The following is a 15,998-nucleotide window of genomic DNA, read 5'->3' on the forward strand; positions in this document are numbered from 1 at the left end:
GTTACCATGAAGGTGAAATAGTGTATTCAAGCAATTGTTTATCGACATCTACAAGTTCGTGCATTAATGCAAAAACAACTAAACCAGCCGTGTTTTTAGCACCTGTTTTGTCTAAAAGATGTTGCCTGTGGCCTTCAATAGTTCGTATACTTCTGGAAGTCTTTTCGGCAACTTGCTGGTTGGTTAAGCCATGGCAAATTAATTTTAATATTTCCAGCTCCTTTTTAGTAATACTTTCTTTATTTTCAAAATGTGGTTTTTTGGGCATTTGTAAGTTTTGCACTTTAAAAGCTTCGGCATATTCTTTAGTAAAATAAAGCCCTTTTTCGTGAACCATATCTATTGAAAATATTAATTCCTGCGGATTTATATTTTTTGGTAAAAAAGCGTTCACTCCCAATCTTACCATATAATTAATAAAACTTGGGCTGTAAAAAGAAGATAAAATAATAATCTTACTTTCTGGAAATCTTTCTTTAATGGCCTTTGTGGTTTCAATACCATCTAAAGGAGTCATTTTTAAATCTAATAAACAAACGTCAGGAAATTGGCTGCCAGCATCAAGCTTCTCTAATAATTCATTACCACTTGATAAAGAATATAAAACCTGGTAGTGCAAGTAGTCGTTTAAAAGTTTGGCAATACCTTCTCTAAATAGAGATTCGTCGTCAACCAATGCTATGTACACTTTAGAATTCATATATTAAATAGTATTTAGTGGAACAACAATAATAAAGAGCGTACCAAGATTCTTTTTAGTAAAAAACTTATACTTCGCCTTTAAGGCTTCAGCTCTGTAGACAATGTTTGTTAGTCCTATACCCTGTTGCTTACCCAATGTTTTAGAAAAACCTATACCATTATCTTTTACCGAAAGACTAACCGATTGCTCTGTAAAGCGAATACGAATTAATATACAGCTCGCATTGGCATGTTTTAGAATGTTGTTTATCAACTCCTGGAAAATCCGGAATAAATTAAGCTTTGTTATCGTATTTAATGGTTTCGGCTTTTCATTAACACATTGTACTTCAATATTTATAGAATTATGAAGCGGTGTAACAAAATCGCGAACAGCATCCAGAAAGCTACAATGCTCTATGGCAGGAGAATACAAGCCATGAGATATTTTTCTAACAGATCCAATAATATTATCTAAAAGTGAGAGTAATTCAAAGTCGGTATTATTAGGTTTATCGCAAAGTTTAAACCTAAGTATGGAAAGTTTAGACGATAAGTTATCGTGCAGTTCTCCAGCCACCCTTTTATTTGCTCGTTCTGTTAGTAGTATTTCAAAGTTTGCATGTTCGTTAAAATTGGTTTTTTTAAGTTTTTTTGATAGCATGTAAAGTAAAAGTATTTCTATTCTTAGGAAGCGTAAACATCTTTTTACTATATATCTTTAAATATATTATAATTCTATGAGATTTATAGTGTTTTAGGTTTAAAATATTGAAAAACAGGTAGTTCTACGTGAATTTGCAATCTCGAAAAATAAGTATTTTTACGCTTTCCTATTGCTTATGGTTTTTTTAAATTGTTCTTCTAACTTTTTAAAATGAGATTTAAAGTAAATAAAACCGTTTTATTTTTAATTCTACTTTCAAGTATTGTTTACCATAATCATGCTAATGGTTTATCTGTTGAATTTAATAAAGTAAATTATGGTTATGGTAGTAATAAAATTAATTTCATTACTACCATAAACGATTCAGTTAAAGAAAACACCGAAGAACAGAAGCCATCTCCAATTATTGATTATGCTAAAAACAAGATGTATAAATATTTTAATGCAGTCGAATGGTTTTTAAAAAAGCCTGTAAAAAATAAGGAAGATGCTGGCTACACCTTAACACGTTGCGAGGAATTAGCCTTACTTCCTAAAACCAATAGTGTTACCAAATCTGTAGATATTCCTGAAAAAAAGAATAAAAAAGTAAATATAACAACCGATAACGAAATCTTTGGCTTTCATGCTTACTTTGGAAACCAGCAGGCCTACGAGAATTATAATTATAAAATTCTCACTTCGCTATCTTATTTTGCTTATGATTTAAACCCGAAAACCGGAAAATATAAATCCATTAGAGATTGGAAAACAAATCCGGTAATAGATTTAGCACAGGATAATAATTGCAAAGTTTTTCTAACCATTACAAATTTTGGGGCGTCCAATAACAGAACATTTCTTACTAACGAAGAAGCACAACAAAACTCTATTAATATAATAGACAATCTGTTAACCTTAAGGCAGGCCAATGGCGTGACTTTAGATTTTGAAGATGTTCCAGCATCATTAAGTTTAAATTATACCAACTATGTTAAAAATCTATCTAACAGGTTAAAGAAAAATGCGATGACTTTAAATCTAACCTTACCTGCAATAGATAGGGTTAAAGCGTTTAATATTGAAGCGTTAAATCCGTATGTCGAGCATTTTATAGTTATGGGCAAAAACTTTTATGGAAAATGGGGTGACATAGCAGGTCCTGTAGCACCACTTAAAAGTGGTGATATATGGAAAGAAGGCAGTATTGAAACTGCCGTTAATACCTATTTAGACGATGGCTTACCTAATAATAAATTAATATTATCACTTCCGTACTATGGTAGCAGGTGGGAAACTTTAGACACTTTAATAGCATCTAAAAATGCTGTCTTTAAAGATCATTTATCCTATCAAACCATAAAAGAAAAATTTCCAGAAACACCCAATTACGAACCTCAAAGTGAAACCGCATATTTAATGTTTTCAGAAGGCGGCAAGAACGTTCAGGTATGGTTCGACGATGTTGCGACGTTAGAAAAAAAATACGATTTTATAAAAGATAAACAATTAGCTGGTGCAGGAATCTGGGCTTTGGGATATGGCGATGGACGTTCCGAATTATGGAACGCACTATCTAAAAAATTTGGCAACACCAAAAAAGTAATAAGCGCTGACCAAACTAAACCAGTTTTAAATACCCAAGACAAATGGCATCCACTACTGCCAGGAATAGAAGTACTAAAAAACCTTGGCTACATACTCTGTATAATATTTGTGTTAGGATTTTTATTATCATTACGAAGTCAGGCCGTACGAGCTGTCGTGTTTAAAAACCAGTGGATAAAAAATATAATTTTATTAGGTATTCCTTTACTTATTTTAATCCTGTTTTTTGCAAAAAAACAGTTTTTATATGGTGTATTGGTATTCGCAAGTTTGCTCCTGGGTTATATAATATATTCAGGATATGATAGAACAGAAAATTACAACAAAAACCATAACCGAATACCCTAATGGAATATATCGCAAAATTTTTAGAGTGGTTAAAAGTAGCTTTAGCAAAGAGCACCTTATTTATAATTTTTGGTGTTTTAGCAGCTATTTTTATGTCCTGGATTGCAAACATGCTATTGGTAAAAATACCAAGATTCAATGAGCACCTAAGTTGTTTAGATATAAACAATCGTGAATATTGGTTATTTCTATTTATCACATTTATGATTATAATAATAGCCATTCGTGTGGTAGAGATTGTAATAAATATATTATTAATTAAAAAAGAGGAAAAATAATTATGGGACAGCAAGTATGTATGGGAGCTTTAATGCAATGCTCATTTGGAGCAGCACCCTCAAGTTTAGTAGTATTACCAAAAAATAGAGTCACAACGTCGTTTATGCCAGACGCTAATATTATGGATAACATTCCATTTGTTAATATTCTCCCGTTTGGAGTCTGTACTTCGCTGGCTAATCCAGCAGTTGCAGCTGCCACGACAGCAGCACTTGGCGTATTAACACCAATGCCATGCACACCAGTAATTCCGGCACCATGGACTCCCGGAAATCCAACTGTTTTAATAGGTAACTTTCCAATAATTAATAATACCTCACAATGTTTTTGTGCATTTGGTGGTGCCATTGCTTTTACTTTTGCTGGACAAACTACCGTAATGGATTGATGTAATTATTTAATAAACAGGTATTTATACGCTTTCTAAAATGCCCGAAGCTTTTTAACTTGTATCCAAATATTCATGTTATGCGTACTTCTATTGATAAAGCTGAAAGTTTAAACCGAGATAAAACATCAAAACAATTACAATCTGAGGTAAAAAACACACTTAAAAACAACACCTCTAAAGCGAAATCGGACAGATCCTTACAGCTTAAAATCCAGGAATCTGAAAATGGTAGAACCATTCAACATAAAAAAAACAAAACAGGTTTGCCCGATTCGCTTAAATCTGGAGTAGAAGCCTTGTCTGGTCATACCATGGACGATGTTAAGGTGCATTATAATTCTTCTAAACCAGCAAAAGTACAGGCACATGCCTATGCGCAAGGCAACGAAATCCATTTAGCATCAGGACAGGAAAAACATTTACCACACGAAGCCTGGCATGTAGCACAACAAAAACAAGGGCGTGTACAACCAACAACTACTGTTGCAGGCATGGCAGTTAATGATAATGTTGCGTTGGAGAAAGAGGCAGATGATATGGGAAGTAGGGCTACGCAGATGAAATTTTATAAACCAACCAATAATCCTAAGTTAGCAGTAACAAGTAATAAGCAAACCAAACAGTTGAGTGTTATTCAATTAAATGGTAAAAGTGCTAAAATAAAACTCTCAAAAGCAGCAAGGAAACATTATAAAGATCATAATGAAAAATCGTTACCTAAAACTGATACATCTTTAATAGAGTTAATCCGAGAGGATTATAATTATTTTAAACCAAAGGGCAATGGAGAATGGGTTTTAGATTTAGATGAGTATGAAACTACTAGCAAAGGTGGTAAAGATTATAAAATGTGGACTATAATTTTAGTTGAAATTGGGGCAGAAGGAGAAGAAAATTACTTAGTTAAACATTATGGACCTTCCAAATCTTTATAATGAAAAGTATGACCATAATAGAAAAACAAAACATAAAACAATTCCACGCAGTCAGATTAAAAGACAAAACCATTACACGTTCTAAAATGATGGGTTGGACCACCAAACAAGCCCAACAATTAAGGTTCGAAGCTATTGTGTCTTTATTCGATTTTAATAACGCTTCAGTATTAGATATAGGTTGTGGTGATGGTGATTTTAAAGCTTTTTTAGACGAGCGTTTTGTAAACATCGATTACATAGGCATAGATATTCAAAACCAATTTATAGACTTTGCAAAAAAGCGTTTTAAAGACCAGAAAAATACTTGGTTTTACCACACAGATTTTACTACCTGCCAGTTACCAAACGTAGATGTAGTCGTGGCCTGTGGCGCATTATCATACAAAAGCGCGATACCAGATTTTTATACAAAAATGATTGAAAAATTTTACAAAGCGGCTAGCCAAGCATTCATTTTTAACATGCTAAACGCAGCGTATTTTGAATCTGGAAATATCATCGTGGCACATAGTAAAACACAAATCTACGAGTACTGTCAAACGCTTAGCTGTAACGTGAAAATTGTGGATAATTACTTGAAAAACGATTTTACAATCATTATGCATAAATAATCTTACAACACGTAGTAATACCCTTTTTCTGCTCCCTTTACTCTTGTATCTTTTTAGTACAACTTAATAGTTTGAAAGAAGATATTATACATAACCAATTTCCCGTTTTAAGCGGCAAACCATCTCATTTTTTCCAGCATAGAAAAACAGCCTTACGCTGGATACAATTGCTGTCTGGTAAAGAGTGGACAGACTACAATACGCACGATCCAGGCGTTACCATTTTAGAAGCGCTATGCTACACCCTCACAGAGATAGAGTATAAACTGGACTTTTCAATCGAGGACATTTTATCATCGTCATCACTAAACAAAACATTCAACCTGTCTAACAATGCACTTTTTTTAGCCGAAGACATCCTTACCACAGCACCTGTGACCATTGCAGATTATCGTAAACTAATTATTGATGCAGTTCCAGAAATTAATAATGTTTGGTTGATGCCTTCAGAAGAAAACAACACCGCCTTCGAGGTCATTCTGTTAAAGAAAAAACAAGTAGAAACACCCATTGCAATTGAAAGAGTTACAACACTTTTAAAGCAATACAGAGCATTTGGTGTACCACACATGAAAGTAAAAGCAGCCAAATTTACCGCAATAGCGCTAAAAGTGGATATGTATATAGATAATGACAAGGAAGCTGAAACCATTTTAGCCGAAATGTTTTATACCATTAACGAGTACCTTATAAATCCAAATCCGCTCAGGCAACCGTTTACGGAGTTAGAAGAACATTGGAGTTACAACAAAATATTCGATGGCCCAAAAATGCATAACGGCATCATTAAAACAAGTAACCTTTCTCCTTTTTTAGCTACCGTTACCAGCATTACCATAAAAAAAATCGTGTCTGCTTTAGAAGGCGTACAAATGATTAATAATTTATCTATTTACGATAATGAATCGCTAAAAACACAAAAGGAAATAGATACTAACGAAGCGCAAAAGGAATCGTTAATTCAATTAAAAAAAGGATATGTGCCGTTTTTTACACCCAAACATTTAGATAATAATATCAGGGTTTATAAAAATAAAGAATTGATGGCTGTAAATTTCTTTAAGGTTTTCGAAATCATAGAGAATATGGTTAGAGTAACCAGTAGAAATTATGTTTTAAAAAATGAAGTCAACCAGAAAACCTACTCTATAAATGCTAAAAACAGAAATATTAAAAATTACTACAGCATTAAAAACGATTTTCCGCAGGCTTACGGTTTAAACGAAAATGGTTATGCTTACATTCAAAATCAAGAAGCTTATAGTACAGATCAGCTTAAGGCGTACTTATTACCTTTCGAGCAAATTATAGCCAACACCTTTATGCGTTTGGCGCATACCAGCCATTTCTTTTCCATTACAGCACTTACCGAAAATGTACTACACCAGCCACTGTATTGGGAAGATTCTCGTGTGGAGCAAAACCATATTAACATTTTTTCCACACAACTTACCACAACCAAAACAAAGTTAAATGCCGTAGAAATAAACCCAATAAACCGCCTGAAAGCACGTAATAACATGTTAACCCATTTGTTGGCTAGATTCGATGTGCATCTAGATGATAATTTCGAAATGCACAGTTTCCACAGTGAAGCAGACCATTTAAGCCAGGAGATAAGAAGCAAAGAATTATTACTTCAAAATATAAAAGACATAGGTTACAATAGAAATATTTATAATTCTGAAGAAGTTACAAGTTTAGAAAAAGAAATTTATTTACGATTAAGTATTAACGAGATACCAGAGAAACCTCTATACAGAGCAGTTTCTAAGTTAAAGTATAATATAATTGAAATTAAAAATAAAAAAGTAAAACATGTAGATGCTACTAAAATAGACGATAGTATCTATAGCGATTTAAAAATTGAACGCATAAAGAATTTTAGTTATAGCCAACACACAATTGCCTACCATACCCATAACAAAAATCTTATTCCAGAGCTTTTATATAAAGGCAGCAACAAAGGTGCTTATAAAATTGTCGAGGCTGCTAACAGAAAACAAAATTATGTGGTTTTAGAGTATAGCGATCAAAATCATGCTAAGTTGTTAACCATAGAAAAAACAAAGAAAGCCGCATTAAATCAAGTCCATTATTTTGTAGATACCTTTAACGCCATGTCTAATAAAAGCGAAGGTTTTTATTTAATAGACCACGCGCTATTAGAAATAGATGATAGTGATTTTACAACATTCAGAATGAGTTTTGTGTTTCCAGATTGGAGTACGCGTTTTCAAAATAAAGGCTTCCGAAAAGAGGCAGAACGCATTATCATTAAATTGGTGCCTGCTCATATTTGCGCTCGCTTTTTGTGGTTGGATTTAGAAGAGATGACGCGTTTTGAAGATTTACACCTTAACTGGAAGCAAGCCTTAAATAGAACATCTCACACCACACAAGAATTAAGTTATAAACTAAGCGATTTCTTAAAAAAGCATCTTGAAAAAAAAGGTAACTAATGGGAAACGCTCATCAAATACAGACTTTAAAATTCGATTTCGATATTCCATCTTTATCTAAAAATATGGAAATACAAAATCGGTTAGTTAGCTTATTCAATACACGTTTTACTGCTATGCTAAACGAGGTGTTTAACCGTTATGGCGCAGATAAAAATATCGCAATTGAAACCATTAATTTACAATTAGAACCTGTTTTACTGGAGGATTTCGAAAAAAACGTCATCAACCAAAGTCGCGAACAACTCATTGCTTATTTTGAAAGTGAAAGTATTAAAAAGGCGATGGCGAACAGCCATTCTATTACTATAACCAATAGCGAAGATGCGACGTTTAATGCTGTTTTTTATTTTTTGTTACACGGTGTTGCCACATGGAATGTAAAAGATAAAAGCACATTTTTAGTGCAATGGCGAGACATACTAAAAGACCATGCTTTTACTGTAAAATCGAAAGCCTTTGCCTGGAATAAAACCGCAGTTAAACGCTTGGTGTTTCAGCTAAATGAAACAGTATTAGAAGCAACCTTAAAAAAAACAGCTGCAGAACATGCGATATCCATTTTAGAATACCATAATAGCTTATTTCACTTTTATAACTCCGGAAAACATAACATCTCCATACCATTTTACCGATTTAAACACTTGGTTTGGGAGCTTAGCTTATCATATATTTTATTAGCCAAAACCAATAGGTTTTCGATAGTTAGTTTTATAGCCTATCACACAAAAACGTTGGCAAACCAGGTTGGTATTAATGCAAATAAACTAATTATTAATCTTACAAAAACGCTAAATAAGACAGCAAACAAAGTAATAGCTGCTGCAGATTTTAAATTGATTTTAGAAAGCGTTCAAGATGAAATAATTATCAATTCCTCTGTAAAACCCGAAGAAAAGAATGATGCTTCCATACAGGAAATTGAAAAATTACTGCTTAAAAGCAACAGTACAAAAACCGAACTCCTAACCATTAAAAATTGGCTGGTACACAAACAAAATAAACCTAAAATCAAACATTTTTGGATAGCCACTTTAAAAGAAAAGGTATTAGAAAGCGCCTTGTTGGTGCTATTACCTAAAGGAGCAAAAGTGATTTTAGAATACCATGATGAGGTGATACACACGCAAAAATTAATAGCTGTGGCGTCGTCGCTTTCTACTATTAAAAAAGCTGTGTGGCTATTTACTATGGAATATGCGTTAAGCAGGTTTAGTTCCTTTTTTCAGCTTAAAGAATTTGTAAAATACCACAGCAGTAAATTCGCCAATCACTATGCTATAAGTTATCCGCTTTTTTTGGACGCCTTACAAACAAGCGTGCTGGCGTTTTCTAAAAACGATGTAAAAAACAACGCACTATTAGCTGCCATTCAGGCATTACAGACAGAATTAGTCAAGGCAAATAACAGCAAAATAAAAACCAAAGTTAGCGCCTTTTCGTTGCAGGATGTTAAACATATTTTGGAAAGTAAAGCGGCAATTTTCTGGCAACAAGCTCAAAACATCAAGCTTTGGTTGTTAGAGCAAAACAACACAAACACTATTTTAAAATGGTGTTCTAAAGAAGGTGGTGAAATACATTTTAAAAAACTACTAATGGTTGTGTTTCCAAAAGAATTTTTATTTGTTTCTGAAAGTCTAAACGCTATTTATAACCTCTTCAAAAACGAGGAAACGATTAAAAATTCAGAAGTAAATTTTAAAGCAAACAGCTATAGCCAAGCCATACATTATGGCATTTCACATTTAAGAGCGTTTGATAAAACCGACTTTATAAACCACCAATTAAAGCACATAGTTAAAACGTATAGTCTAAGTTTTAAATCCATTGTAACAGCTTATAAAAACCATTTGTTGCATCATGCAACAGGCAATAAGCTGCCGTTAGCATTTGTTTCTATTTTAAATAGCTTGCAATTAGCTATCGAAGCAAAAAACAGCGTAACAAATAACATTGCAATAAATAAAAGCACGGTTGAAGTCATTTTTCAATTTTTTACTGCAACGAATTTAAACACCAAAAATGCCCAACAAAAGGCGCTCTTAGTCCAAAACATTGAGGCTTTAGTGCATTTAATAAATAAGGAGCCAATTCTTTGTTTTAATTATGTAAAGGATAAAAAAGCGTTTTTTTATATCCCGAAAATGGTGTTTTCTAAGTTAAAACCACAGCAAATCAGGACTATTTTATACTTTAAAGCCCAACTCGTAAAGTGGGAAACGTTCCAAAAATCTGCTAGCAGTAATTTGGTGTTATCTCAAACTGAAGATGAAATAGCCATTCTGTTTTATTTGGAAACTGGTGTTTTTCCGCAATGGATTGTTAAAGCCAAACAAATGGTGCTATTAAAACAAGCATTTTCTAAAACCACAATTTTGGTTTTAGAGCAGCATAACTGGTCGCAAAAAGCCATTGCGAACTGGAGCAAAACGGTTTCGGAAGCAAACAGATTGTCTTATTTAAAACACCGCTTTAAAAACAATACAAAGCACGTTGTATTTAGCTTTTATCAGCATTTAGAAACCATTTACAATAGCATTCCGGCAAATAAACGACCCATAACAAGTTCTCATTTTGAAACATCATTTTGGACACAGGTCTTTAAAATTTTTAAATCGCAGCATACTGTTGAAAGTATTCATTTTTCCGAAGCATTTTTCAAAGTATGGCAACAAAAGGTTCAGGTTAATGTATTTGATAATATTGTAATATATCATCTTTTAAAGCAAACCACTTACTTCTCAGAAAAGCAATTTAAAGAAGTGGCAGCACGTATTTATGCTTCCGAAGTTAATAACAAAAATAAAAATAGCAGTATGCATCAATTGGCGAACGAAACAGTTAAAGGAGAACATAAAACAAGAAATTCAGCAACCGAAAATTCAAAAGCAGAAAACACATTAGAAAACACATTAGAAAGCGCAACAAACCCTAAAAACAGAACAGAGCATACAACAGGACATGCTGTACATGATAAAAATAGAGCAGAAAGTAATGCAACACAGCATCCATTTACCAATTTACAGCAAGACAATACAACTAAAAACGATATATTTATGGAAGAGAACAGTAATATAATGGATTCAGAAGTAGTGAAATGGTATGTGCCACATGCAGGCATAATAATAACCCATCCGTTTTTAAACAACTTGTTTAAAACCTTAGATTATTTAGAAGCAGACAAACATTTTAAAAACCAAGAGGTGCAATGGCGAGCCGTATATTTAGTCTATTTTTTAGCCACTGGCAATAATGGCAATGTAGCGGAAGTCGAGTTGGCAATGCCCAAAGTGCTTTGCGGTATGGCAATTAATGATCCCATTCCTTTAGATATTGTGTTAAACGATAGAGAAACAGACATGGCAAATTCGTTACTAATGGCATTAATAGACCATTGGAAAAAATTAGGGCAAACCAGTATAGAAAACCTTCAAAACACCTTTTTAATGCGAAACGGTAAGTTGGAAATTCAGGAGAATGGCTACCATATATTTGTTGAAAAAAATGGTGTAGACATACTCATCGATTTTTTACCATGGAGCCTTAACATGATAATATTACCTTGGCAACCTGCTATAATTCATACACAATGGAGATAAATCATTATTTAGCAACCGAAACCTTTTTACAGGAAGAATTTAAATGGTTAGAAGAACTAATCAGCATTCGTTTACAATCGTATTTTAATGTCGCCGAAACCGAACAATCCATTTACGATGTAAAACCACCTATTGTTGGCGACAGAAGTACTTACGAACAGTTTTTAATTAAATACAGATTCGATTTTAGGGAGCGTGTTATTGTAGCCATGATTGCAGCATCGGCATTAAAACCGGAAGTTTTCGATTTGTTGCATACGCAAAATGCAACCACAGGCATGACCTATACCGAATTTGGTGGTAAAATTACAGACCGCAGATTTGAGCCAACCTTTAGAACAGCTGCTTTTGTTTTAAACGAAAGCCAGATGGCACTCCCATTAATTCTGTATCCTTTGTTCGATGAGTCGCATCCCTTTTCCACCTTTTCCTTGTTAGATTTTTCTCAAGCCACTTTCCAGACCAGAATAGACACGGTTATGCGTTTTACCACAGAAGCAGAACACCTGTTGTACACAGGCGAAGATTATTTACCAGAATACAACAGCGAGTTTCCCGCCAAAGCCTTGGTTACCGATTTAGAATGGGAAGATATGGTAGTCTCTAAAACCGTAAAAAAGAACCTTGAAGAACTATTAATGTGGTTTACATTAGAACCTACGTTAAAAGCCGATGACCATTTAAAAAAATGGATAAAACCAGGCTACAGAGCGCTGTTTTATGGCGTTCCGGGAACAGGTAAAACACTCACGGCATCTTTACTGGCTAAAAAGGTAAACCGACCTATTTACCGTATCGATTTATCTATGGTCGTATCTAAATACATAGGCGAAACCGAAAAAAACCTGGCAAAAGTGTTCGATCGTGCCAAAAATAACGATTGGATTTTATTTTTCGATGAAGCCGATGCACTCTTTGGGAAACGTACCAAAACAAGCTCGTCTAACGACAGGCATGCCAATCAGGAAGTCGCTTACCTGTTGCAGCGTATAGAGGATTTTCCGGGTATGATTATCCTGTCTACCAACCTTCAAAATAATATGGACGATGCCTTTTCGCGTCGTTTTCAAATGCAGATAGAATTTAAAAAACCAGACCAAGAACAACGTCTGAAACTGTGGAAAAAAATCTTTATAAAAGACTATGGTTTAGACGAAGCGTTTATAGACAAAGTTGCCGAAGATTACGAGCTTACAGGTGGCGCATTAATCAACATTCTACGTACAGCAGTGGCACATAGCCACAGTAAAGACGGCATTACCATTGTACCCGAAACACTGTTATATGCTATAAGAAAAGAACTTGAAAAAGAAGGGCATGTTTAGGGTGATTTAAGTGTAATACATTGTTTTTTAATAGCTTACGCTATTTGCTGTTAACTGGAAAAAGTTGCTCTAATTTTACTATGGTTTTTTCCAACTATTTTTTCTACGGTTTACTACTTCAAATTTAATAAAGGTGTTATATTTAAGGTCTCCCTTAATAATACAAATCAATAGCAATTTTAATTTTATTAAAAGATAATTGTAATTACAATATGGCAAAAAGCAAAAACACCTTTGAGCAAGACCTGTTCAAAGCAGCAGATAAATTGCGTAAAAACATAGATGCAGCAGAGTACAAACACGTAGTGCTTGGGCTTATTTTTTTAAAATACATTTCAGAATCTTTTGCAGAACTCTATGCCGAATTAGAAGAAGATGAATGGAGCGACCCAGAAGACAGAGATGAGTATATTGCAAAAAACACCTTTTTTGTTCCAAGATTAGCACGTTGGAGTCATATTCATGCACAAGCCAAGCAACCAAGTATTGGTCAAACTATTGACGAAGCGATGGAAGCGGTAGAAAAAGAAAACACAGCACTTAAAAACGTATTACCACATGTGTACGGTAAAGCCAATTTAGATAAAACCGCTTTAGGCGAACTTATCGATTTAATATCTAACACAGAGTTACAAGCCGAAAACGAAAACTCTAAAGACCTCTTTGGCAGAGTATACGAGTACTTTTTAGGAGAATTTGCCAATGCCGAAGGTAAAAAAGGCGGACAATTTTACACACCAAAAGCCATTGTAAAGCTCATGGTAGAAATGATAGAACCTTACAAAGGACGTATTTACGATCCTGCTTCTGGTTCTGGTGGTATGTTTATCATGTCCGAAAAATTTGTAACTGCACACTCTGGTAACATAAAAGACATTACGGTTTATGGGCAAGAAAGTAACCAAACCACCTGGAAACTCTCGCGTATGAACCTTGCCATACGTAACATCAACTCCAAATTTGTGGCTTGGAACACCGAAGGTTCTTTTTTAAAAGATGCACATCCAGATTTAAAAGCAGATTATATTCTCGCCAATCCACCATTTAACCAAAAAGAATGGGGAATAGATATTTTACAGGACGATGCACGTTGGCAATATGGCACACCACCAAATGGTAACGCCAATTTTGGTTGGATGCAACACATGCTCTACCATTTATCACCACGTGGTGTCATGGCAACTGTTTTAGCCAATGGCTCTTTAAGTTCTAATACCTCTGGTGAAGGCGATATACGTAAAAATTTAGTAGAAGCTGGCTTGGTAGAATGTATCGTCGCCTTACCAAAACAATTGTTTTACAATACTGGTATTCCTGCGTGTATTTGGTTTTTAAGACGTGGCAGAACCAACACCAACGAAGTTTTATTTATAGATGCCTCAGAAATGGGCTATCTAAAAGACCGTGTACATCGTGATTTCTCCGATGCTGATGACGACAACAAAAAAGGAGACTTCCACGACAACGGTTTAGGCGATATCCAGAAAATAACAAAAACCTATCATAATTGGCGTAAACACATTTTAAACGAACCGTCATTGCGAGGCACGAAGCAATCTCACGAAGCTAACGTCATTGCGAGCGAGGAAGGAGCGAAGCAATCTGCCTATTATAAAGACATAAAAGGCTACTGCAAAAACGCAACCCTAGAAGACATACGCAAACACAACCACGTACTCACACCAGGACGTTATGTTGGCATACCAGACGAAGAAGACGATGGCATCCCATTTGAAACCAAAATGGCAGACCTTACCGCAACTTTAAAACAACAAATGCAAAAAGAGGAAGCGCTAAACCAAGAGATTAAAACACAACTGGCTAATATTGGGTTTAAGTTATGAGTATAGATAATGAATTACCAGATCGATGGGTGAGTAAGAGTTTGGATGAAGTGGCTAAAATTAAATATGGTAAAGATCACAAAAAGTTGAACGATGGTGAAATACCTTGTTTTGGTTCAGGTGGATTAATGCGTAAAGTTGACGAAATTTTATACGATAAGTCTTCAGTTTTGATTCCTCGAAAAGGAACTTTATCAAACCTGTTTTTTATTGAAGAACCATTTTGGACTGTAGATACTTTATTCTATACAATTATTGATGAAAATGAAATCATACCTAAGTATTTTTTCTACAAACTGAAAACAATAAACCTTGCCGACTTAAATGTTGGTTCTGCAGTACCTAGTTTAACCACAGCTGTATTAAACCAATTAGAAATAGATATTCCAAAAGACATAAAAGAACAAAAAGCCATAGCCAACGTCTTAACCGCTTTTGATGATAAAATAGAAAATCTACGCGCACAAAACCAAACCTTAGAGCAAACCGCACAGACTATTTTTAAAGAATGGTTTGGTAAATACCAAATTGGTGATGAACTGCCTGAAGGTTGGCGTGTTGGGACGTTGGGAGATATAGCTTTTAATCATTCTAAATCTTTCAAATTCACTGAAGAAGATGTTGTTTTTGTTAATACAGGAGATGTTTCAGAAGGGCAGTTTCTTCATGCTAATAAAGTTAGTCCTCAAGGATTACCTGGTCAAGCAAAAAAAGCAATTGAATTATACGATATACTATATAGTGAAATAAGACCAAAAAACAAACGTTTTGCATTTGTAGATTTTGATACTTCAAACTATGTAGTGTCAACAAAGTTTATGATTATAAGACCTAAAGATGATTTTAGTTCTCATATACTGTATTTAATTTTAAAAAATCAAGATACTGTTAACGAGTTTAATGTAATTGCTGAATCACGTTCTGGTACTTTTCCGCAAATTACATTTGATTCAATAAGTGATTTCCCTGTTAATATTCCAACCAAAGAATTTCAAAATAAATTTGAAAAAATTTTAAGACCTTTAATGGAAAAGGAAAGAGTTAATCATCAACAAATCCAAACCTTAACCCAAACCAGAGATGCTTTATTACCCAAGTTAATGCGTGGTGAAATTAGGGTTAATGGGTTTAAAGAGTAAGAGTAAAAGAAAAAAGCGTAACGTCATTGCGAGGCACGAAGCAATCTCATAATTTATAGAAATTTTATAGTGTAATGAATAACAACCAACAAGTAAAAGTATTTACAATAGTTTAGTGTACAAA

Annotated in this window: 12 protein-coding genes; 10 read left to right on the forward strand and 2 right to left on the reverse strand. The window is 34.1% G+C overall.

All coding sequences use genetic code 11. From position 1 onward, the window contains the following. Position 1: 1 nt before the first annotated feature. Entirely contained in the window at positions 2-700 is a 699-nt protein-coding gene (locus ACVC43_RS05805) for a response regulator (RefSeq protein ID WP_452223631.1), read from the reverse strand. A gap of 3 nt (positions 701-703) precedes the next feature. Beyond that, complete coding sequence (locus ACVC43_RS05810; RefSeq protein ID WP_452223632.1) at positions 704-1,345, reverse strand: sensor histidine kinase; 642 nt, start codon at positions 1,343-1,345, stop codon at positions 704-706. A 213-nt stretch (positions 1,346-1,558) separates the two neighbouring features. Here ACVC43_RS05810 and ACVC43_RS05815 point away from each other — a divergent pair, with 213 nt between their 5' ends. The 10 genes from ACVC43_RS05815 (at position 1,559) to ACVC43_RS05860 (ending at position 15,874) form a co-directional block, all read left to right on the forward strand. Beyond that, positions 1,559-3,283, forward strand: a complete 1,725-nt coding sequence (locus ACVC43_RS05815) for a glycosyl hydrolase family 18 protein (RefSeq protein ID WP_452223633.1) — start codon at positions 1,559-1,561, stop codon at positions 3,281-3,283. Then, on the forward strand, positions 3,283-3,561 hold the full coding sequence (locus ACVC43_RS05820; RefSeq protein ID WP_452223634.1) for a hypothetical protein: 279 nt from the start codon (positions 3,283-3,285) through the stop codon (positions 3,559-3,561). Before ACVC43_RS05815 ends, ACVC43_RS05820 begins: the two co-directional genes overlap by 1 nt. Positions 3,562-3,563: 2 nt before the next feature. Beyond that, the gene (locus tag ACVC43_RS05825; RefSeq protein ID WP_452223635.1) at positions 3,564-3,950 is read left to right on the forward strand and encodes a DUF4280 domain-containing protein; all 387 of its coding nucleotides are present in this window, start codon (positions 3,564-3,566) and stop codon (positions 3,948-3,950) included. Positions 3,951-4,030: 80 nt separating this feature from the next. Further along, positions 4,031-4,888 (forward strand): eCIS core domain-containing protein, encoded by an 858-nt coding sequence (locus tag ACVC43_RS05830; RefSeq protein WP_452223636.1) that lies wholly within the window; start codon positions 4,031-4,033, stop codon positions 4,886-4,888. Between the two features lie 8 nt (positions 4,889-4,896). Beyond that, positions 4,897-5,502 carry a class I SAM-dependent methyltransferase gene (locus tag ACVC43_RS05835; protein WP_452223637.1) on the forward strand — a complete coding sequence of 202 codons (606 nt, stop codon included), beginning with the start codon at positions 4,897-4,899 and terminating at the stop codon, positions 5,500-5,502. Between the two features lie 71 nt (positions 5,503-5,573). Then, entirely contained in the window at positions 5,574-7,964 is a 2,391-nt protein-coding gene (locus ACVC43_RS05840; RefSeq protein WP_452223638.1) for a hypothetical protein, read from the forward strand. After that, entirely contained in the window at positions 7,964-11,566 is a 3,603-nt protein-coding gene (locus tag ACVC43_RS05845) for a contractile injection system tape measure protein (RefSeq protein WP_452223639.1), read from the forward strand. The genes ACVC43_RS05840 and ACVC43_RS05845 overlap by 1 nt, the downstream gene beginning before the upstream one ends. After that, positions 11,557-12,891: an ATP-binding protein gene (locus ACVC43_RS05850; RefSeq protein WP_452223640.1), complete on the forward strand. Its 1,335-nt coding sequence runs from the start codon at positions 11,557-11,559 to the stop codon at positions 12,889-12,891. Before ACVC43_RS05845 ends, ACVC43_RS05850 begins: the two co-directional genes overlap by 10 nt. A gap of 212 nt (positions 12,892-13,103) precedes the next feature. Then, entirely contained in the window at positions 13,104-14,735 is a 1,632-nt protein-coding gene (locus tag ACVC43_RS05855) for an N-6 DNA methylase (RefSeq protein WP_452223641.1), read from the forward strand. Further along, on the forward strand, positions 14,732-15,874 hold the full coding sequence (locus tag ACVC43_RS05860; RefSeq protein ID WP_452223642.1) for a restriction endonuclease subunit S: 1,143 nt from the start codon (positions 14,732-14,734) through the stop codon (positions 15,872-15,874). Before ACVC43_RS05855 ends, ACVC43_RS05860 begins: the two co-directional genes overlap by 4 nt. The last annotated feature ends 124 nt before the right edge of the window (positions 15,875-15,998 follow it).

Source organism: Lacinutrix chionoecetis, from assembly GCF_053604665.1.